21 protein-coding genes and 1 pseudogene are annotated in these 19127 nt (G+C 69.5%); 2 read left to right on the top strand and 20 right to left on the bottom strand.

What is annotated here, in order from left to right:
• Positions 1-6: 6 nt before the first annotated feature.
• Positions 7-1365, top strand: a complete 1359-nt coding sequence (locus tag P8627_RS15295; RefSeq protein ID WP_279965119.1) for a pyruvate dehydrogenase complex dihydrolipoamide acetyltransferase — start codon at positions 7-9, stop codon at positions 1363-1365.
• A 69-nt stretch (positions 1366-1434) separates the two neighbouring features.
• The gene (locus P8627_RS15290; RefSeq protein ID WP_279965118.1) at positions 1435-1851 is read left to right on the top strand and encodes a hypothetical protein; all 417 of its coding nucleotides are present in this window, start codon (positions 1435-1437) and stop codon (positions 1849-1851) included.
• A gap of 6 nt (positions 1852-1857) precedes the next feature.
• Here P8627_RS15290 and cysE read toward each other — a convergent pair whose 3' ends face one another.
• The 20 genes and pseudogenes from cysE to fabF form a co-directional block, all read right to left on the bottom strand.
• The gene (cysE, locus tag P8627_RS15285) at positions 1858-2679 is read right to left on the bottom strand and encodes a serine O-acetyltransferase (protein WP_279965117.1); all 822 of its coding nucleotides are present in this window, start codon (positions 2677-2679) and stop codon (positions 1858-1860) included.
• A 63-nt stretch (positions 2680-2742) separates the two neighbouring features.
• Positions 2743-6634: pseudogene (locus P8627_RS15280) on the bottom strand (baseplate multidomain protein megatron).
• A gap of 18 nt (positions 6635-6652) precedes the next feature.
• On the bottom strand, positions 6653-7087 hold the full coding sequence (locus tag P8627_RS15275; protein WP_279965116.1) for a C40 family peptidase: 435 nt from the start codon (positions 7085-7087) through the stop codon (positions 6653-6655).
• Positions 7084-7953, bottom strand: a complete 870-nt coding sequence (locus P8627_RS15270) for a DUF2163 domain-containing protein (RefSeq protein ID WP_279965115.1) — start codon at positions 7951-7953, stop codon at positions 7084-7086. Before P8627_RS15270 ends, P8627_RS15275 begins: the two co-directional genes overlap by 4 nt.
• Entirely contained in the window at positions 7950-8582 is a 633-nt protein-coding gene (locus P8627_RS15265; RefSeq protein ID WP_279965114.1) for a DUF2460 domain-containing protein, read from the bottom strand. Before P8627_RS15265 ends, P8627_RS15270 begins: the two co-directional genes overlap by 4 nt.
• A gap of 13 nt (positions 8583-8595) precedes the next feature.
• On the bottom strand, positions 8596-9240 hold the full coding sequence (locus P8627_RS15260) for a phage tail tape measure protein (protein ID WP_279965113.1): 645 nt from the start codon (positions 9238-9240) through the stop codon (positions 8596-8598).
• Positions 9227-9433 (bottom strand): rcc01693 family protein, encoded by a 207-nt coding sequence (locus tag P8627_RS15255; protein WP_279965112.1) that lies wholly within the window; start codon positions 9431-9433, stop codon positions 9227-9229. The genes P8627_RS15260 and P8627_RS15255 overlap by 14 nt, the downstream gene beginning before the upstream one ends.
• Positions 9430-9750, bottom strand: a complete 321-nt coding sequence (locus tag P8627_RS15250; RefSeq protein ID WP_279965111.1) for a gene transfer agent family protein — start codon at positions 9748-9750, stop codon at positions 9430-9432. Before P8627_RS15250 ends, P8627_RS15255 begins: the two co-directional genes overlap by 4 nt.
• Complete coding sequence (locus P8627_RS15245) at positions 9751-10164, bottom strand: phage major tail protein, TP901-1 family (protein WP_279965110.1); 414 nt, start codon at positions 10162-10164, stop codon at positions 9751-9753. It lies immediately after the preceding gene.
• A gap of 25 nt (positions 10165-10189) precedes the next feature.
• Positions 10190-10603, bottom strand: coding sequence for a DUF3168 domain-containing protein (locus tag P8627_RS15240; protein ID WP_279965109.1), 414 nt, complete (start codon positions 10601-10603; stop codon positions 10190-10192).
• Positions 10600-10941 (bottom strand): head-tail adaptor protein, encoded by a 342-nt coding sequence (locus P8627_RS15235; protein WP_279965108.1) that lies wholly within the window; start codon positions 10939-10941, stop codon positions 10600-10602. The genes P8627_RS15240 and P8627_RS15235 overlap by 4 nt, the downstream gene beginning before the upstream one ends.
• The gene (locus P8627_RS15230; RefSeq protein WP_279965107.1) at positions 10938-11492 is read right to left on the bottom strand and encodes a hypothetical protein; all 555 of its coding nucleotides are present in this window, start codon (positions 11490-11492) and stop codon (positions 10938-10940) included. Before P8627_RS15230 ends, P8627_RS15235 begins: the two co-directional genes overlap by 4 nt.
• Positions 11493-11647: 155 nt before the next feature.
• Complete coding sequence (locus tag P8627_RS15225; protein ID WP_279965106.1) at positions 11648-12793, bottom strand: phage major capsid protein; 1146 nt, start codon at positions 12791-12793, stop codon at positions 11648-11650.
• A 27-nt stretch (positions 12794-12820) separates the two neighbouring features.
• The gene (locus tag P8627_RS15220; RefSeq protein WP_279965105.1) at positions 12821-13348 is read right to left on the bottom strand and encodes an HK97 family phage prohead protease; all 528 of its coding nucleotides are present in this window, start codon (positions 13346-13348) and stop codon (positions 12821-12823) included.
• An 11-nt stretch (positions 13349-13359) separates the two neighbouring features.
• Entirely contained in the window at positions 13360-13593 is a 234-nt protein-coding gene (locus P8627_RS15215; RefSeq protein WP_279965104.1) for a GTA head formation protein, RCAP_rcc01685 family, read from the bottom strand.
• Positions 13590-14735, bottom strand: a complete 1146-nt coding sequence (locus P8627_RS15210; RefSeq protein ID WP_279965103.1) for a phage portal protein — start codon at positions 14733-14735, stop codon at positions 13590-13592. Before P8627_RS15210 ends, P8627_RS15215 begins: the two co-directional genes overlap by 4 nt.
• Before the next feature lie 69 nt (positions 14736-14804).
• On the bottom strand, positions 14805-16148 hold the full coding sequence (locus P8627_RS15205) for a DNA-packaging protein (RefSeq protein ID WP_279965102.1): 1344 nt from the start codon (positions 16146-16148) through the stop codon (positions 14805-14807).
• Positions 16105-16431, bottom strand: coding sequence for a hypothetical protein (locus P8627_RS15200; protein ID WP_279965101.1), 327 nt, complete (start codon positions 16429-16431; stop codon positions 16105-16107). The genes P8627_RS15205 and P8627_RS15200 overlap by 44 nt, the downstream gene beginning before the upstream one ends.
• Before the next feature lie 201 nt (positions 16432-16632).
• Entirely contained in the window at positions 16633-17796 is a 1164-nt protein-coding gene (gene mltG, locus P8627_RS15195; protein ID WP_279965100.1) for an endolytic transglycosylase MltG, read from the bottom strand.
• A 20-nt stretch (positions 17797-17816) separates the two neighbouring features.
• On the bottom strand, positions 17817-19073 hold the full coding sequence (gene fabF, locus P8627_RS15190) for a beta-ketoacyl-ACP synthase II (protein ID WP_279967490.1): 1257 nt from the start codon (positions 19071-19073) through the stop codon (positions 17817-17819).
• Between the last annotated feature and the right edge of the window lie 54 nt (positions 19074-19127).

Below are 19127 nucleotides of genomic sequence, written 5' to 3'. Positions count from 1 at the left end.
AGCACCATGGCAACCGAGATCCTGATGCCCGCCCTCTCCCCCACGATGGAGGAAGGCACACTGGCGAAATGGCTGGTGAAGGAAGGCGACACCGTCGCCTCCGGCGACCTGCTGGCCGAGATCGAGACCGACAAGGCGACGATGGAATTCGAGGCCGTCGACGAGGGCACGATCGGCAAGATCCTCGTCGCGGAGGGCACCGAGAACGTGAAGGTGAACTCGCCCATCGCCGTGCTGCTGGAAGAAGGCGAAGATGCCTCGGCCGCCGAGGCCGTGGCGTCGGACGGCTCGTCGCATGCCGCGCCCGCCCAGCCCACGCCCGACACCGAGCCGGCGAAGGGCTATGGCCGCGAAACCGAAACGGGCGAGCAGAAATCCGGCGCGGCCCCCGCGCCGGCACCTGCTCCGAGCGGCGGCGACGGACAGCGCATCTTCGCCACGCCCGTCGCGCGCCGGATCGCCAAGGACAAGGGCCTGGACCTGAGCCAGATCAAGGGCTCCGGCCCGCGCGGTCGGATCGTGAAGGCCGATGTCGAGGCCGCGAAGCCCGGCGCCCAGGCAGCCCCCGCCGCGAAGGCCGAGGAGGCGCCGAAAGCCGCCGCGACCGGGGGCCAGAAGCCGCCCATGCCCACCGGCATGGCCGCCGAGGCCGTGGCCAAGATGTACGAGGGCCGCGAATTCGAGGAGATGAAGCTCGACGGGATGCGCAAGACGATCGCCGCGCGCCTGACCGAGGCCAAGCAGACGATCCCGCATTTCTACCTGCGCCGCGAGATCAGGCTGGATGCGCTCTTGAAGTTCCGCAGCCAGCTCAACAAGCAGCTCGAGGCCCGGGGCGTGAAGCTCTCGGTCAACGACTTCATCATCAAGGCGGGCGCCATCGCGCTCCAGCAGGTGCCCGACGCGAATGCCGTCTGGGCGGGCGACAGGATCCTGAAATTGAAGCCGTCCGATGTGGCCGTCGCCGTCGCCATCGAGGGCGGGCTCTTCACGCCCGTCCTGAAGGACGCGCATCTGAAGTCGCTCTCGGCGCTCTCGGCCGAGATGAAGGACCTCGCGACCCGCGCCCGCGACCGCAAGCTCGCACCGCATGAATACCAGGGCGGCAGCTTCGCGATCTCCAATCTGGGGATGTTTGGAATCGACAATTTCGACGCCGTCATCAACCCGCCCCATGGCTCGATCCTCGCGGTCGGCGCAGGCGTGAAGAAGCCCGTGATCGGCGCCGATGGCGAAGTGACCGCCGCCACGGTGATGTCGGTGACGCTCAGCGTGGATCACCGGGTGATCGACGGCGCGCTCGGAGCGGACTTCCTCAAGGCACTAGCCGAGAACCTCGAGAACCCGATCACGATGCTGGCCTGACGGCGACTGGGGGCGGCACAGGCGGGCTGCCCCCTTGCCGATCCTGCGCGGCGCGTTAGGACAGAGCACATGCGCAACCTGATCCCCCTTGCCGTCATCACGCCCCTGCTGGCCTGCAGTCCCGTCACGGACGAAATCGCGTTCGAGGACGCCGAGACGCCGGGTGCGGCCTTCGTCGGCGGCACGACCTATGTCTGCGACACGGGCGAGGCGATCCGCACGCAGAGTCGCGGCGGCAGCATCGTCATCGCCCTCGATAACGGCAATGCCCTGACCCTTCCGCGCGTCTCCGGTTTCGGGGCGGGCACGACCTACGCGGCCGATGGATGGGTCTGGGTGGTGCGCGGCGAAAGCGCGATCCTGACGCAGCAGGGCGGGCAATCGAATTGCGACGTAGCCTCGCAGGAGGAATACGACGCGGCGTTCGAGCGGCGCCAAGCCCTGCCGCCCGGTCCGCCCGTCGCGGGGTTCAATCCGAACGCCTGACCGGCGCTACTGGTCGGGCCCGGGCCGCAGGCCGATGAGCTGATCCATCATGACCGAGGGCTGCGCGCAGCCCGCCTCTCCCACGACGCGCGCCGGCACGCCCGCCACGGTCTTCATCGGCGGCACCTCTTCCAGGACGACCGACCCAGCGGCGATGCGGCTGCAATGCCCGACGCGGATATTGCCGAGCACCTTGGCGCCCGCCCCGATCAGGACACCGTCCTCGATCTTCGGATGACGGTCGTCATCCTCCTTGCCCGTGCCGCCCAGCGTCACGGAATGCAGCATAGAGACGTTGTCGCCCACGACCGCCGTCTCACCGATCACGATGGAATGGGCGTGATCGATCATGATCCCCCGCCCGACGCGGGCATTGGGGTGAATATCGACGCCGAAGATCTCGCTCACGCGCATCTGGACGAAATAGGCCAGATCCTTGCGCCCCTGCGTCCAGAGCCAGTGCCCGATCCGATAGGCCTGGATCGCCTGGAAGCCCTTGAAGAACAGAAGCGGCTGAATGAACCGATGGCAGGCCGGATCGCGCTCGAACACGGCGACGATATCGGCCCGCGCCGATTGCGTGATCTCCGGATCGGCGGCCAGGGCCGTGTCCGCCAATTCGCGCAAAAGCTGCTCGCTCATCTCCGACGACGCCAGCTTCTGCGCGAAGCGGTATGCCAACGCGGACTCGAGCGAGGAATGATGCAGGATCGTGTCATGCACCAGCCCGCCCAGAAGCGGCTCGACGCGCAGCAGGTCGCGCGCCTCGGTCAGGGTCTGGTCCCAGACGAAATCGACCGCCTGAACCGTGTTACGCGTGGCGACCATGGCAGGCCCTCCTGTGCCAGTCCGCCAGACCTAGTCCGATGATGCCATCGATTCAATCTTTGGTCATGTCACGATCAGATCCGCGCCGCGCCCCGGACCGACCTCGTCGGAGATCTGCGCCACCGTGAACCGGAGCCCCTCATTCGCGCGAAGACCGGCCCATCGGGCCGCCGTGGCGCGCCATTCCGGCGCCACGACCTGCTCTTCCAGCAGGATCGCGCCGCCCCCGTCGAAGAGGCGCACGAGATACCGCTCCCGCGCTTCCTCCAGCGGCACGTCGCCCGCGCCCCAACCCTCCGTGATCGCGCGCGTCCGGCGGATCCAGCTCAATCGCGCCCCGGCATCTACCTCCAGGCGAAGGTGCACGGGCGCATAGGGTTTCAACCCTTCACCCAGGACCGTCACCTCTTCATGAATATAGCTTTCATGATCCACCGGGAAGCGCGCGGGCCCGGCGCGGTAGTGCCGCGCCAGCCCCAGCGCATCGCGGGGCAGCTCGATCTGCTGCGGTCCACCATCCAGGATCACGACCTGGCTTCCGATCGGCCAGGGATCGCGCATCAGCGGCTCCGTCCCCCGCTGCCCCCGGAGCCGCCCCCGCAATGCCCACAGGTCCGGGCCGATCAACACCGCCTCGCGAAACTGGAACAGCTCCCAGCCATTGACCGACCCGTCGCCGATGGCGGTCGCATTCGCCCCCGCCAGAACCGCCGTCTCGCTGACCGTCGATAGCGCCGCACCGGCGAGGCGCAGATGCAGCTCCGGCCCCTCGTCCCAGACGGCCGGCCGCGCCCGCTCGAGCACGGTCTCGGTCCGCCCCACGCGGCTCGGCGCGTCGATCACGCGGTTAAGCCGGTAATCCGCGTCCTCGACACCGGAATGCAGCGCCACGCTCCCCGGCCAGGGACGCGCGGCGACGGCGACATAGGGCGCGTGGACGGTGCTTTCGGCCGTCAGGCGTGGAAGATCCATGAATATCGGATCGACCGGCAAAGGCGCGAGCGGTCGGATCCGCCCCGATCCGTCCTCCACCGCATCGCTCGCCTCGTAGAGGCCGCGTTCGGTGCGGATCGCCTCGACCTTGCGCGCACCGCGATCCTCGATGCGGTCCACGCGCCACAGATCGGGTCCCCCGTCCAGCCGCAGCAGATCGCCGACCTCGATCTCCCGGCGCGAGGGCGACAGGCGCAAAGTCAGGCTGTCGCGCGCGACGCGGCTCTCGCTCAGGAAGCGTTCGGCGAGCGCATGCCCCTCGCCGCGCGTCAGCGCCAGCGGCAGCTCCGTCTCGGTGACGGGCACCTGACGTGCGCCGGCCTGCGTCGCGTCGCCCACGCGCACCTCGAAATCCCCGGCCGCATCCATATGCGTCACCCGCACGCGGCCGGCCGTCTCCGCCTCCGGCGCGCGCTGCAGGCTCAGCACCGCATCCTCGCCCTCCCGGACGAGGCCCGTGCTGTCGATGTCCCGCGCCGGCGCAAGCGCCCGCATCGAGAAGACCACGCAGCCCCCCGCCTCCCGCGCCTCGACGCCATGCGCCAGCATCAGCGGCTGAAGATTGGCGCGACCGTTCTGTACGTCGCTCATCGTGTAGCCGCGCAGGACGCCGTGAACGCCCGAGACGTCGACCCGCGTTACCCCTGCCTGCGCGCAAAGCGCCTTGAGGACCGAGGCCAGCGGCAAGGCCGCCGATCGCCCCGAGATCCAGTGCCCGCGCGGATAGTTCTCCGCGTCGGTCCAGAAATCGGAAAGCTCTGGAAATGCCGGCCAAGGCCGCGTGTCCCACGCCCAGGCCAAACTGCCCGCAAGATCGATCATCGGCCGGCCGTCGAACGACGAGGTCGGATTGTTCGCGGCCTTGCGCCAATAATCCAGCGTGGCCCGCAGGTACTGCATCTGCATCGCATCGTCCCGCCGGCCGTCCGAGGCATAGGGTAACTCAGACTCGGACGATTTCGGATCGAGGAACTTGTTGGGCTGGTTCGCGCCCTTGTCGATCGCGGCGCAGCCGTATTCCGTAAAGCGGATCGGCTTCGACTGCGGCACCCAGGCCGTCGGCTCGGTCTGCCGCTGCCCGTCCAGCCGTTCGAAATGCGGCTTCGACCAGAAGCTCCGCAGATCCTTGAACCGCCAGACCCATGGCTCGCCATGTGCCCCATCGGTGATCGGGACACGACGCTGCGCGGCGCGCGCCTCGGGCGTCGGGTAATACCAGTCGTAGCCCTCCCCACCCTCGATCCCCGCCTGCAGGTAATCCAGCGAATGGCTCGGCCCGCGATCGGCGTCCAGGTGCTCCGTCCCATCGCGCCAGTCCGACAGCGGCATGTAATTGTCGATGCCAATGAAATCGATGTTCTCGTCGGCCCAGAGCGGGTCGAGATGGAAATGCCGGTCGCCGGTATCGGCGGGCTGGTAGCCGGAATACTCCGTCCAGTCGGCCGCGTAGCTGATCTTCGCATCGGGCAGGATCGCACGCACCTCGGCCGCCAGCTCGACCAGCGCCGCTACTGCAGGAAAGCCGCCATTCGCGCCGCGGATCTGCGTCAGGGCACGCATTTCCGACCCTATGCAGAAGGCCTCGACCCCTCCGGCCAGCGCGCAGAGATGCGCGTAATGTAGGATGAAGCGGCGATAGCGCGGCTCGTCGGGCCCGTTGACCCGTCCCCCGGATGTCGCGAAATCGGCGGCCGAAGCGCCGCCGAAGAACGCTGCGACCTGGGCATCGGCCGCGACGGCCCCGTCGGCGCTCCCGGCCGTGCCGGGGGCCAGGTCGGTCGTGATCCGCCCCCGCCAGGGCAGCGCCGCCTGCTCGTCTCCGCCCCAGGGATCCGGCAGCCCGTTGCCGGCCAGCTGGTCCATCAGGATGAAGGGGTAGAAGGTCACCGCAAGGCCCGCCGCCTTCGACGCGCGGATCGCCTCGATGACCGATGCGTCCGCGGGCGTCCCGCCATAGACGGGCCGCCCCTCGAGGCGTGGCACCGCACCCGCCTGGTTTCGGTTCAGCCCCGCGACCCGCCAAGGCATGGGGTGGCCCTCCGACTCCACCTGCTCAACCCGTGGCCGGATCTCGCAGGCCCCGCAGCGCAGGTCGTTCCCAAACCACGACACGACCAGGGAGACCGATCGCAGGTTCGGCAACTCCTCCGTCAGATCGCGCAGCGTCACCGCGAAATCCGCCGCGCCTTGGTCGGTGTTGACGTTGGCCGAGTCCTTCTCGCCGCCGCCATGCCGGTAATGCACCTGGGTCGTCGCAAGCGCGTATTCCCCGGTGCCTGGAACCAGCGCCACGCCCTCGATCAGCTCCGCCGCCGGAGGGACCTCCCCCTCCGCATCGACGGATCGCACGACCTCGAAGGACAGAGCCGGGATGCGGCTTCCGAAGGGCGTCAGGTCCATGTTCTCGATGACGACATAGGCCGTCCCGCGATAGGCCGGCGCGTTCCCCGCGCCCTCGATCGCCTCGATCAGCGCATCGGCAAGCTGCTCCTCCGAGCCGTCATGTACCCGCATTTGGATCGAATCCCGCGGGATCTCGCGGCCGTCCGCCCAGACACGGCCGACCCGTCTCGATCGGCCCCTCGCACAGGGCGAGGGCCAGCGAGACGGTATAATTGATCTGCGTGCTCGTCGGTGACGACGGGGCCCCCTTGCCGCCGCCGCCGCCCGTCGTGCTGCGATGCTCCAGGAAGTTCGACGCCCAGATCACCTGCCCGCCGACCCGCACACGCCCCAGCAGGCGCGGGATCGGCGCGCCTTCCGAGGCGCCGTTGAGGCGGAAGCGGTCGACCCGCCCGTGCTCGACCGCCTCGGACCCGCCGCCCATCAGCGACTGATCCAGCACCCGCCCCACGGTCGCCCCTACCGCGCGCCCGATCACGGCGGCGCTGACGCCCAGTATCGAGCCGCCGATCGACCCGCCCACAGCGGCGCCCACGGCGCCCAATATCAATGTCGCCATGCTCGCAGCCTCGCAGCGTCAGGAAGTCGGAAAGATGAACCGCGCCACGATCCGGCGGCGCCACGGGTCGGAGAGCGGACTCTCGACCACGCCATGGCCCGAATAGGCGTGGACGAACGCGGCGTCGCCGGGCGGCGCGGCCGTGAGGATGCCCAGATGCTTGGCCACCCCGGCGTCGCGCATCCGGAAGAGCAGGACCTGACCCGCCGCATACGGATCCTCGAAGGGAACCGGATGAAGCCAGTCGTGACCGGCACGCATCAGGACCTCGTCACGCTGCGGCTCGGCCCAGTCGGCCGTGTAGGGCGGCGGGACGACCGGCTCGGCCCCGACCGTCTCGCGCCAGACGCCGCGGATCAGGCCCAGGCAATCCGCGCCCGCCCCGCGGGCCGACGCCTGATGCAGATAGGGCGTCCCGATCCAGCCGCGGGCTGCGGCGACCACGGCGTTCATCGCCGGCCTCCATCATTCGCACGGTCCGCGTTCGGATAGGCCATGAGCCAGTCCTCGCCCGGCACATGGGGGAAGCCGCGGAAATTCGTCAGGTTGTCGAACTTGAAGCGGCAGGTCTCGCGCCGCTTGTCGCAGCCGGCCTCGATGCGCAGGAGATCGCCCGCAACCGGCACCGCGCGCAGCGCGGACCACAGCGTCAACTCCCGCCGCCCCGCGCGAATGCGGTCCAGCTTGATGCGCTCCGACTGCCCTTCCGCCGGCCCATTTAGAACCGTCACGAGACCGCGTTCGAACCACTTGGGCGCGTAATCGCGAAGCTCCGGAACCGCGAGCACCCCGGCCTCCCCGGTCTCCGTCAGCGCGACCTCGACGGCGAAAAGCGGCCCGAGCACGACTCCGCAGCGGCCGTCGCCCAGAACGGCGTCGCAGCGCGACTGGAACACCCTGCCCTGCACCTCGTTCAGCCGCTCCGAAAGCCCGCGCAACTCGGCCGAGAAGGCACCGTCGCCCCAGCTGATTTCCCCCAGGTTCCCTCGAAACAGGATCTCGAAGGCCGAGCTGTCGGTCCAATCGACCAGATAGGCCGTTACCTCGGCCGCGTCCCATTTGCCCGCGCGGATGTCCTCGGCCCGGATCGCGTCCGAACTCAGCGCCCCCATCGCCTCGGCATTATCGACCGCCAGGCCCGTCGATCGGCTGATCTCGCCCCCAGTCAGGCCCGTCGCCGCGACGCATAGGACGGCGTCGACCTCAAGGTCGCGATCGTGATCGGTGAAGCCCAGAACCAACCCATCCGCCCGCCGCACGATCCACGCCCGACTGACCGTGCTGGCGCCGGTCGCCAGCGCCGCCCGCAGCGCGTTCATGCGCGCACCTCGATGACCGGCACGTCCGGCACCTCGCCCGCGTTGAAGGTCTCGACCGAAACCTGGATGAAGTCGGTGTCGAAACGCACCGGCACATCGAAGGCGAACCCCGCCTGCACGACCGCGCCCGGCTCCGGGGCGACGGCGAAGACGACCGCGCCCGTTGCCGGGTCGACGGTGTAGTGGACGGTCTCCTGCAACTCGTCATCGGACAACCCGACCCGCACGCTGCCCTCGACCGGTTTGGTGATGGGCCGCGCATAGGTCTCGGCGCCCGAGCGATAGGTCTTGGCGAGCGGAAACACCGTTCGCATCCCGTCCCCGGTTCCGATGACCTGGTCGTCGAAGCGCACCCCCTCGGACGGGACGCCGGACGTGAAATCCGCCCAGTCCTTCCAGCGAAACCCGTGCAGCCGCCCCCCGCGCGCCTCGAAAAACGCCAGCAATTCCGCGACATCGTCGAGCGAGCGCATGCCGACCCCCGCGTCGTAGCGACGCCGCGAATGGGCCCAGGGCGTGTTTCGTTCCTCGTGGCCATTGGCCAGCGTCACGATCTCGGTGCGCCGCTCCGGCCCGCCGAGCGAGCCGCGCGACAGGCGCGCGGGAAAGCGGATCTCGTGGAAGGACATGGGGCAGCGCTCCTCAGCGGTTGCGGTTGCCGCGCGACAGCGCGCGGGACATCTCGGCCGCGACCTGGCTCCGCGATCGGCGGAAGCTCTGCGCGTCGGTTGTCGAGATGTTCATGTTGACGGTGACCGATCCGCGCCCGCCCTGCGCCGCGACGCCCAGGCGACCGTCGGGGCCGCGCGCCAGTGGCATGATCGCCTCGGGGCCGGCCTCGCCCATCAGGCCCGTGCCGCCCCGCATCGGGAAGGTCGTTGGGCCGCTCACGATCCCGCCGGTCGCGAAAGGCATGACGCGGCCCTGCGCGAAACTTGCGCCATCGGCGAAGGGCATCAGGTTCGACAGTCCGCCCGCGAGAGCGCCGCCCAGGGCCTGGCTGATCGGCTTCATGGCGGTGTTGTACGTCGCGTTCACCATCTGCCGCGCGAGGCCGGATAGGGCGTCCGAGAGCTTCAGACCGTCGAAGACCACGCCATCGAAGGCGCGCTTCAGGCTGCCGCCGAAGCTGCGCGACAGGCCCTGCACTTCGCGGCTGGTGTGATGGACCTGCCCCTCCAGCGTGCCCAGCTCGGCGGTGAAGCGCGCAACCACCGTGCCCGCTCCGGCCAACCGGGCTTCCAGCGCGTCCAGCGCGTCGGCATCCGTCTCGTCACGATCCATCATCGTCCTCCATTCGATCCGGGAAGCGCGCGGCCAGTTCTTCCAGCCCCGTGCGATCCATCGGCATCCGCCCGCTCCCCTGCCCCAGCAGGAAGGCCAGCTCGGCGGGGGTCAGCGCCCAGAAATCGGCGGGCCGCAGGCCCAAACCCCGCATCCCCGCCTGCATCAGCACGGGCCAGTCGAACCGCTCGCTCATTCCGGCAGCGCGAAGGATCGGCGCAGCAGCGTCGCGGCCACCCGCGTCGCCTCCACCGGCCCCCCTTCGATCTCCGCCGAGAGCAGCGCCGCCGCATCGCCGGCCCAACCCCCGCCGCGCAAACCCGCCAGCAGAAGCCGGGCCAGGTCGCGCGCGGTGAAGGCACCGGTCTCGAACCGGTCGACCAGCGCGACCAGGCTGTCGGCCTCCATCGCCGCCTCCAGCTCCGCCAATGCGCCGAGCGTCAGCTTCAGCACGTGGCGCCGGCCGTCCAGCACCAGGGCGGCCTCGCCCGCCCAGGGGTTGCCCTCGCCCATTCAGAGCGCCGTGAAGGTCAGCTCGCCCGCCGAGGCCAGCGCGATCTCGTAGGTCGCCTCGCCATCATGCGTGCCGCCGTATTCCAGCGACGTGATCTGGAACGGTCCCTCTACGATCCCGAAATCCGGAATGATGACCTGAAAGCCAGGAACCTCGCCATCGAAGAACAGCTGCCGCGCCCGCGCATCGGTCGCCGCATCGCGGAAGATGCCCGAGCCCGAGACCTGCGCCGACTTCACGCCGCCGCCCCCCAGAAGCTCGCGCCAGCCGCCCGCACTCTCGGTCGAGGTCACGTCGATGCTGCCCGCGTTGAAGGTCAGACGCGTCGCCCGCAGGCCTGCCAGCGTGCTGAACACGCCCGTCCCGTCCAGATCGACCTTCAGCAGAAGGTCCTTGCCGCTTTGAACACTCATATCTGTCTCCTGAGATTTCGGGCCGTCACGCGGCCGGGTCGTCCAGACGCGCGCGGAAGGTCAGATCTATGCGACGGGTGCCTTCGCCCTCGTCGCGCCGGGCGCGCGCGCGCAGCAGGCTCATGCCGACCAGCCGCCCGCGCGGCAGCGGCAAGTCGGCATCGGTCAGCAGATCCGAGATCCGCGCTGCCGCCCGCTTGGCACCGGCATAGCCCTGGGCCTGGCTCACCACGCTGATCTCGACATCGTGCAGCGCCACGCGTCCCGAGCTGTCTCCCCGGCCCCGCACGCGCTCCTGACCCAGCGCCACGAACAGCTCCGGTGCCACGCCCGGCACCGCGTCGTAGATCGCGCCCGACACCATCGCGACGAGCGCGGCATCGCCCGCCAGCCGCTCGTAGAGCGCGGTCTGCAGGCCCTCGGCCATCGCGTAGCTCATGGCAGGTCCTCCGCGCCCGGCGTCTCGGCAGCGAGGATCGTCAGATACATGTCATCCCCGTCGTGAACCGCCTCGACCTCGTAGACGCGAGCGCCGTCCCGTAGCCGGTGCCCGGCCTCCGGGCGCGTGGCGTGGCCTTGCGGAATGGCATGGGTCCGGAGGCGAACCCGCAGCCGCGGGTCGCGCCCGAATTCCGTCGGCCGCAGCGCGCCGGAGCGCATCCGGATCGCCGCCCAGAACGCGCCCCGCGCCTCCCAGGACGTCACGCGCCCGCCCGTGCCGTCCGGCAGGCTGACCGGCGCGAAATGCTCCAGCCGGCGATTGAACTGATGGCTCATCCGCGCGCCCCCAGTCGCAGATCGCGTTCCGGCGCGATCAGCGCCGCGGCACGGCGCGACGCCGCCTCGGCATCGCCGCTGTCCAGGCCCTCGGCCAGCAGCAGCACGGCCTGCGCCGCGCCCTCGGGAAGGTCGTCCCAGCCGCCATATCCCGCGCGCAGCACGAACCGCAGCCGCGCGCCCTCGGGCACGGGACGGACCAGCGAGACGATGCTGCAATGCGCCTCCGCCCGCAGGGTTGCCACCTCCAGCATCTCGGGCGCGCCCGCATCCAGCCGCTTGACCGACAGCACCTCCCGGACCGGCGCCAGCATCAGCGGGCAATCCCGCCCCCCGCCGACGATCCGCTCCATGACGGCCCCGCGCAGTAGAAGGCTCTTGGCGAGGCGCGCCTCGATATCGGCGATGGCGGCGCGAAGGCGCGCCTGCAGGCGCGCCTCCTGCCCTGGAACGGTGGCATAGCCCTCCGGCAGCCGCATCTGACGGGCGAGCTGCGCCACGGGCAGGTCCGCATCCGCGATCCTGTCTCTTTCCAGCTTGATGGTTGCCACGAGGCACCTCCGTTCGAGTTCGGAACTTTCTTCAGGGCGGACCGCCACGCCACGCGTGCGGACCAGACCGGAGACGCAACGGCCCACCCCCCCGGACCGCCTAGGGCGGCCGCGGGCTGTCGGGGCCGCCCCCGGTCTGGGCGGCCCTCAGCCGCTCAGACGGTCGAGAACTTCAGCAGCTTGATCGCCGCAAAATCCGTCACGTCGCCGCCCACGCGCTTGGTCGCGTAGAAGAGCACATGCGGCTTGGCGCTGAAGGGATCGCGCAGCACGCGCAGATCCGGTCGCTCGGCGACGGTGTAGCCGGCGGCGAAATCGCCGAAGGCGATGGCGGTCTGGCCCACGCCGATATCGGGCATGTCCTCCGCGATCAGCACCGGATAGCCCATCAGCTGCGCGGGCTGCCCCGCCGCCAGGCTGTCGGTCCACAGGAAGCGGCCGTCGGCATCCTTCATCTTGCGCACGGCGCCCGCGGTCTTCGAATTCATCACGAAGCTCGCATTGGCGCGGTATTTCGCACCCAGCGCATAGACCAAGTCCACGATCACGTCGGTCGCGGTGTTCGGGGTGAAATCCCCCTCGCTGCCCGAGGCGACATAGCCCAGCTGGCCCCAGACCCAGTCGACCTCCGCGACGTGCCCGTAGCTCAGGAAGCCCTTCGGTTTGTCCAGGCCGTCGCCGCCGATGAAGGCCGCGGCCTCGGCGGTCGCGAACTTGTCGGCGATCCGGCCCGCCAGCCAGCCCTCGATATCGAAGGCCGCGTCGTCGAGCAGGCGCTGGCTGGCCTTCGGCATGGCCGACAGCTCGTGCAGCGGGATCGAGATGCGATCGAAGATCGGCGTGTCGGTCTCGGTCGCCGCACCGGTCTCGGTGGCCCAGCCCGCGCCCATCTCGGTGCGATCGACCAGCACGTCGAAGGACGTCGCCTCGACATTGACCACGCTCGCGATCGCCCGGATCGACGCCGCGCCGGTCAGGACGGCCTTCACCGTCTCCGCGGTCTGCGGATCGACGAGATACCCGCCCTCGGCGCTGACGGCGGTGCTCATCGCCTTGCCTTCCAGCGTCAGCGCGCGCAGCCCGTCATCGTCGCCGGAGCGCAGATAGACATCCATCGCCTTCTGATGGGGGGCGCCGTCGCGCTCCTGGGTTTCCAGCGGCGGGCGTTGGGACTTGTAGGACATGGTCAGGCGCTCTTCCTGTTGCTGCATCCGTTCGGTGATCTTCTGGCGGAAGCCCTTGAAGTCGCTGACCAGACCGGCCAGCGCCTCCGTGACTTCCCCGACGCCGTCATGGTTCATCGGTCTCTCCTTTGATGATCGGCGGCGTCAGGCGCGCGCCAGGTCGTCCCGCGCGGCCCGGATGGCCCGCGCCAGGTCGCGCAGGGGGTCTGCCTTGGCCCCCACCCGCGCACTGGGCAGCATCGGGAAGGTCACCAGCGACACCTCCCAAAGCTCCAGTTCCTTCAGGAGCCTTCGCCCCTTTTCGTCCCGCCCGGCGCGCCGGACGGTGTATCCGATGCTCAGCCCGTCCAGCGCGCCGGCATCGATCAGCGCCGCGGCTTCCCGGGCGCGGCTCACGCCGTCCAGCAGCCGCCCCGAAACCCGAAGCCCGCGCTCGTCCTCGCGCACCTCGTCCCACACGCCGATGACCTGCGCCGGATCGTGCTGCCACAGCATCTTGACGCTGTGCCCCTCGGTCCCGATCCGGGCCAGGCTGTCGCAGAAGGCGCCCGGCGCGACGATGTCGCGGCCCGTGTCTTCCACCCCGAAGAACGAGGCGTAGCCCGTGATCCGGGCACCCTCTTCCAGCCGCACGGAGCCATCCCCACGCGCGAATTTGCGTTCCAGATCCATACGGACCCCCTCTAGAGTGACAAAAGTATCCGGACGGCCTGCGCCAGAACGGCGCCCACCACGCCCATCACCGCCAGCCAGAGGCGGCGCTCCAGGCGTTCCAGCATCCCCTCGATCTGCCGCAGCCGGAATTCGAGCCCGTCCCAGCGCTCCGCGAAGACGCGCTCGTTGGCCTCGATCCGGGCCGTGGCCGCGTCGAACGGATCGTAGAGAAAGCGCGAACCGCCGCTGCGCGGCGCGCTCATGCGTCGAGCGGCGGAAGACCCAGCATCCGTCGCTTCTCGTCCGCCGTCAGGAAATCGGCCCCGGCGATGCGGTTCCACTCGGCATCCCGCTCGGCCTGCAACGCCGGCACCCGGTCGCGGTCGGGCCCCAGGGTCACCGCCTCGCCCGAATGCTGGCTCAGCCAATGCGCCAGCGCTTCGCAGACCTTCCCGACCAGCGGCAGCACCGTCAGCCGGTAGAAGGCGCGATTGGCCTCCACGTAATTGGCGTAGGTCGCGTCGCCCGGAATGCCCAGCATCATGGGCGGCACGCCGAAGGACATGGCGATCTCGCGCGCGGCGGCCTCCTTCGTCTTCTGGAACTCCATGTCCGAAGGGCTGAACCCCATCGGCTTCCAGTCCAGGCCGCCGTCCAGCAGCATCGGCCGCCCCGCGTTCCGTGCGCCCTGGTGATAGGCCTCCATCTCCGCCGACAGCCGCTCGAACTGGTCGGGCGTCAGCCCCTCGCCCATGTTGACGATCGCGCCCGATGGCCGCGCGGCATTGTCGAGCAGCCCCTTCGACCAGCGCGACGCCGCATTGTGGACATCCACCGCAGTGGCGGCCGCCTGCATCGGGCTCAGCCCGTAATGGTCGTCCTGCGGATGGAAGGACCGGACGTGGCAGATCGGGCTGATCTCACCCACGTGGAAGCGATGCTTGCGCCCGCCCACCGCGTAATCATAGGCCACCGGCCAGCCATCCGTCCCCGGCACGACCGACACCCGGTCCGAACGCAGCACGTGCATCTCCACCGGCAGGCCGCCCGGCCCCACGGCTTCGACGAAGGCGTTCCCCGTCAGCAGCAGCTGGCCGAACAGCGCCTCCAGCCATTCCGACCGCCCCTGCGCCGCATTGGGACGCGCCAGCAGCTCCGCCACCGGATGGACCTCGACGCGCCCATCTCGATCGGCGATCGCCAGCGGCACCGCCGCCGCCGCTTCCGCGATCAGCTTCACCGCCCGGAACCCGACCGGGTTCCCGGTGAAGCCCAGGCGCGTCATCGAAGTCACGTCGCGTGGCGACCAAACGGCTCGGCCCGCAAGGCCCATAGCCGCCACGCGACCCGTGGCCGAGGCTTTCGCCTCCGGAGCCACGTTTATCTTCCTGCCAATTCCAAACATCGCGCGTCAGTCCCTCGCCGTCGAAAGAAAAAGGGGGCCGAGCGGCCCCCATCGTCGGTGTCCCGGCCGTCAAAGCGCCCGCATTCGCGGCTCGCTCCGGCTGCGCGCCGGATCCAGCACCGCCTCCCAGATCGCCCAGACCGCCGCATCCAGCCGATCCGGCGAACCGGCGCCGGCGAACCCGCTGCGGGTCATCCGGCACATCTGGTCCTCCAGCTTGTCGAGACCGCGCAGATGCCGGACCCGCCCCTGTTCGTAGAGCGCGGCGACTGGCTCGGCCCGCGCGCCCTTGCCCTCGCGCGCCGAGACCTTGCGATAGCTCACCAGCGGCGCGACCTGCCGCAGCACCGCCTCGATCATGTCGCCGCCCTGGTTGCCCTCGGCCACGACCCGGTCCGCGTTCCAGCGGGCATAGGCATCCGCGACCGCCTCGGCCCATTCGACCGGCGACGCGCCGCTCACCGTGGCATCCTCCAGGACCCATGCGCGCCAATCGCCCGGCGCGCCCTTGGTGACGACGCCCACGACGGCGATCCCCGTCTCGTCGGACCCCGACTTGGACGTGACCGCCGGGTCGACGCCCACCACGACCCGGTCGAAGACCGGCCATTTGTCGGTTCGGCAGGCATCCAGCTGCGCTGCCGACCAGAAAGCGCCCTCCACGTCGTCCAGAAGCACGCCGTCCAGCTCCTGCCGGCCCATCCGCGTCCCGCCGAACCGTTGCGTGACCTGCTCCAGGAAACTGTTGGCCAGGTTCGCGCGATTGGCCCGGGTCGGGGCGTGCGTCCGGCTGGTCGTCGGGTCCTCGAGCAACCGCTTCAGCACCGGTACATTGCGCGGCGTCGTCGTCACCACGACGCGCGGATCGTCCCCCAGCCGCATGCAGAACTGGAGCATGTCCCAGGTCTCCTCGGCCCGCGGCCATTTCGCGAGCTCATCCACCCAGGCCGCGTCGAATTGCGGCCCGCGAAGCGCCTCCGGATCATTGGCCGAAAACGCCTGCGCCTCAGCGCCGTTGGGCCAAATCAGCTTGCGCTGGCTCGCCTTCCAGACCGGCCGCCGATCCGGGGGAGAGCACGCCCGGATGCCGCTCTCCCCCTCCACCATCACGTCGCGCACCTGGTCATAGGTCTCGCCGACCAGCGCGATCCGCCGACAGCGGCCGGGCTGGAGCGACCGGCCACCTTCCGCGACGGACCGGACCCACTCAGCGCCGGCCCGGGTCTTGCCCGCGCCGCGCCCGCCCAGCACGACCCAGCTTCGCCAATCACCCTCGGGCGGCAGCTGATGGTCCAGGGCCCAGAACTCGAACAGATACGGCAAGGCCGCCAACTCGTTCGCGTCCAGGCCCGCGATGAAGGCCGCCTGCTCAGCCTCGCTCTCGGATGCGAGCCAGGCGGCACCCGATCTCAAGTCGTGCGGCTTCGAGGTCCAGCTCGTCTCCGCCTCGTTCGATACGTCTCGCATCGGTGAGTTTTCCTTCCTGTTCCATTGCCAGGACCACGGCCTTCGACAGCTCGCGTTGGAGCTTCAGGATATCCTCCAGATCGAGATCGGCGCCGGGCGCCGCTTCGGCAAACTGCTGCGCCTTGAGATCGAGGATCTCATGGACGACGGCCACGCTCCGCAGGGCGGCAGCGACACGTCGGCGCGCCATGTCCGAACAGGACTCTTCGCCGCCTCTTTCATCTTCCATGAACAAGCTCCGTGCAGGTTAGGGCTCATGGTCCGCACGTCAGCCGAAACGAGAAAGGCGGCTCCGGGATCTGTCCCGTCGCCGCCTCGCCCATTTCTTCCAGCTTGCAGGAAATGTCATTCGGAGCGTTCGGTGGGTCAATGCCCTAAAACGCGAAAAGTTCGTCAGAAGTGCAAAAGCGCTTTCGAGACGACCGAAACCTCAATCGGAGCCCGTGGCCTCCCGCGCCGCTTCGATCGCCCGCCACTCGGCCACGTTGGCGTTGTGCTCGGCCAGCGTCTCGGCGAAGGCGTGCCCGCCGGTACCGTCCGCCACGAAGAACAGGAAGGCCGTCTCCTCGGGGTCCAGCGCCGCGCGGATCGCCTCGGGGCCGGGATTCGCGATCGGCGTCGGCGGCAGCCCATCGATGACATAGGTGTTGTAGGGCGTCGCCTCCCGCAATTCGCTCGCCCGGATACCGCGGCCCAGCGGCCCCTGCCCATCCGTGATCCCGTAGATAACCGTCGGGTCGGTCTGCAGCCGCATCCCCTGCTCCAGCCGGTTGGTGAACACCGCCGCCACCCTACGCCGCTCCTCGGGGACGCCGGTCTCCTTCTCGACGATCGAGGCCAGGATCAGCGCCTCCTCGGGGCTCTCGAGCGGCAGGCCCGGCGCGCGGGCGGCCCAGGCATCGGCCAGGATGCGCTCCTGCGCCACGCGCATCCGTTGCACCAGCTCACCGACCTCGGAGCCGCGCGCGACCTCGTAGGTATCAGGCGCCAGCGCGCCCTCCGGCGGCACCGCCGCCACCTCTCCGATCAGGAACTCCGCGCCCTTCAGGCCCTCGATCACCTCCCAGGAGGTTAGACCCGGCGCGACCGACACGCGCCAGGTGATGGGCACGCCCCGCTCCATCAGGGCCGTGTAATCCTCCGGCACCGCGTCGCCCGGCGCGAAGGTCGCGATCTCCACGACCTCTTCCTGGCCCGGCAGACGCTCCCGCACCCGGATTTCCGGGCCTTGCGAGCGGATGACGTAGGTCACCGTGTAGGGGAAGACCGAGGGCCCGCCCGCCGTCACGATCTCGAGCACCTCGGGCATCGAGGCCCCGGGGGGGATCTCGTAGGTCCCGAATTTCAGGTCGTCGTAGCGCTCGGTATAGCTGGCGCCGATCCGGAAGATGCTGCCGTTCGACACGATCCCCGCCTCGGCCAGCCGGTCGCTGACGCTGCGCATCGACGCGCCGCGCGGCACCTCGAAGAACACGGCTTCCTCAAGCGGCCCCGGCGCCGACCAGCGGGATTGACCCAGCCCGATCAGCGCGGCGAGACAGGCGATGGCGACCACGGCCAGCGTCAGCACGTTGGCGGCAATATGCTTCCACATGAAAGACTTGCACCCCGAAGTTAAGACGGCTTCTTCATTACGACGGAAGCGTTGGTACCCCCGAACCCGAACGAATTCGACAGCGCCACGTCGATCCGGCGCGTCTCGGCGGCCTTCGGCGCAAGCGACAGCTTCGGCTCCACCGCCGGCTCGTCCAGGTTCAACGTAGGCGGCGCCACCTGGTCGCGCAGCGCGAGGATGCAGAAGATCGCCTCCACCGCGCCCGCGGCGCCCAGCAGATGCCCGATCGCCGATTTGGTCGAGGACATCGTCGCCTTCGCCGCATGATCGCCCATCATCCGCTCCACCGCCGACAGCTCGATCGTGTCGGCCATGGTCGACGTGCCATGCGCGTTGATGTAATCGACATCGCCCGGTTCCAGCCCGGCGCTCTTCAGGGCCGCGCGCATCGACCGCTCGCCGCCCTCGCCATCCTCGGACGGCGCGGTGATGTGATAGGCATCGCCGGACAGCCCGTAACCCGCGATCTCGGCATAGATCGTCGCGCCGCGAGCGCGGGCGTGCTCGTATTCCTCCAGGACCACGACGCCGGCGCCCTCGCCCATGACGAACCCGTCGCGATCCTTCGAATACGGCCGGCTGGCCTTGACCGGATCGTCGCCCCACTTGGTCGACAGCGCCTTGCAGGCGTTGAATCCGGCGATCCCGATCTCGCTGATCGGGCTTTCCGCGCCGCCCGCGACCATGACATCCGCGTCGCCCAGCGCGATCAGCCGGCTGGCGTCCCCGATGGCATGCGCGCCGGTCGAGCAGGCGGTCACCACCGAATGGTTCGGCCCCTTGAACCCGTAGCGGATCGACACCTGCCCCGAGGCGAGGTTGATCAGCGCCGACGGGATGAAGAACGGCGACACGCGCCGCGGCCCTCGCTCCTTCAGCGTGATCGCCGTCTCGGCGATAGTGGACAGCCCGCCGATGCCCGAGCCGATCATCACGCCGGTGCGCAGCTTCCCCTCTTCGCCCGGCGTCCAGCCGGAATCCTTCACCGCCTGGTCCGCCGCGGCCATCGCGTAGAGAATGAAATCGTCGACCTTGCGCTGCTCCTTAGGCTCCATCCAGTCGTCGGGATTGAACGTGCCGTCCGAGCCGTCGCCCCGCGGGATCTCGCAGGCATAGGTCGTCGCCAAATGCGAGGCGTCGAACCGCGTGATCGGACCCGCGCCGGACTGCCCGTCCAGCAGGCGCCGCCACGTCTCCTCGACGCCGCAGGCCAGCGGCGTCACCATTCCCAGTCCCGTCACGACGACGCGGCGCATCTGCATCGGCCCTACCCCACCTTCTGCTTCGCGCGCCTGATACGACGCGGCGCG

This window comes from Jannaschia sp. GRR-S6-38 (assembly GCF_029853695.1).
In the GTDB taxonomy this organism is placed as follows: Bacteria; Pseudomonadota; Alphaproteobacteria; order Rhodobacterales; family Rhodobacteraceae; genus Jannaschia; species Jannaschia ovalis.
This window is presented reverse-complemented; position numbering and strand designations above follow the sequence as displayed.